Genomic DNA, 1,060 nt, shown 5'->3' on the forward strand with positions numbered 1-1,060 from the left:
AACGTTGGCAGTAATTTTATGAAAAAAACAGTAAATTACATATTTATCTTTCTAGTTTCAATGAGAATTCAAGCACAAAATGCTGAAACAATTCTTATGAAATCTTATGAGCAAAATTCAAAGAAAGAACTAAAAATATTTTTTGATACTTGGAATAAAAAACATCAAACAATAACTGAAAATGAGCTATTAAAAAAAAATGATACCATAAAAAATGTGTATAACTCATTCACAATTTTTTATAACCCATTACAAATAAAAAAACTTGGTGGTTCAGAATGGGGAAACAATATTTACAAAAAGTCAAAATATTTAATTGTTCAAAATAAAATCTTTATTTGTTTTTCCAACAAAATATATTACACAGAAAAAGAGATTGACGAATATGCAGTTAAATACATTAATAGAATTATAAAAGATAAAGAAAAACGAGACAAATTTTTAGAACGAAAAGACGGCAAACTGTCTGATTATGTGCTTGATAATTTTAGTCCATATAAAGATTACAATATAAAACAAAACGAAATAATAACTGACTCGATAATAAATTTTAATCCAAAGATTAACTGTAAAAATAAAGTTCCTGTTTATTTAACTGCTGATTATGATAAAATGTTGAATATTTTTTTAGGTAATGATGAAATTCCGTTTGGTAATGAGAATATAATTCAACCAGCAAAATCGAAAGATGAAAGTGAAAAAAGAAAATCATTTTTAGAGAATTTTATAAAAATATATAAAGGACATTGGGGCGGTTATTGGCAACTTTATTCTTATCCGATTGTTAGTCGCATAGTTTTTGACAAAAAAATGGAATATGCAAGAATTGATTTCAGAATGATTTATCAAGGTGGTGAAGCAATATTGAAAAATGAAAATGGAGAATGGAAACTAATTGAATCAAAAATAACTTGGATTGAATAAAAAACTACTGCCAACACACGCTACAAGCAAGCTGGGCAATTGGTTTAATTTGAAAATAGTTTGTATTTGATACATTTGTTTTTAACCGAAAGATTACGAATCTTTAATCCCATCCTGCGTGTAGCGCGGGAACGTT

The 1,060-nt window shown here is 26.4% G+C and carries 1 protein-coding gene; it reads left to right on the plus strand.

The features are described from left to right. On the plus strand, nt 1-924 hold a 924-nt coding region (locus ACSVH9_RS16245), incomplete at its 5' end, for a hypothetical protein (RefSeq protein ID WP_438064619.1). Between the last annotated feature and the right edge of the window lie 136 nt (nt 925-1,060).

Origin of the sequence: Flavobacterium sp. RSSB_23, from assembly GCF_051547145.1 — a bacterium.
Taxonomy (GTDB): domain Bacteria; phylum Bacteroidota; class Bacteroidia; order Flavobacteriales; family Flavobacteriaceae; genus Flavobacterium.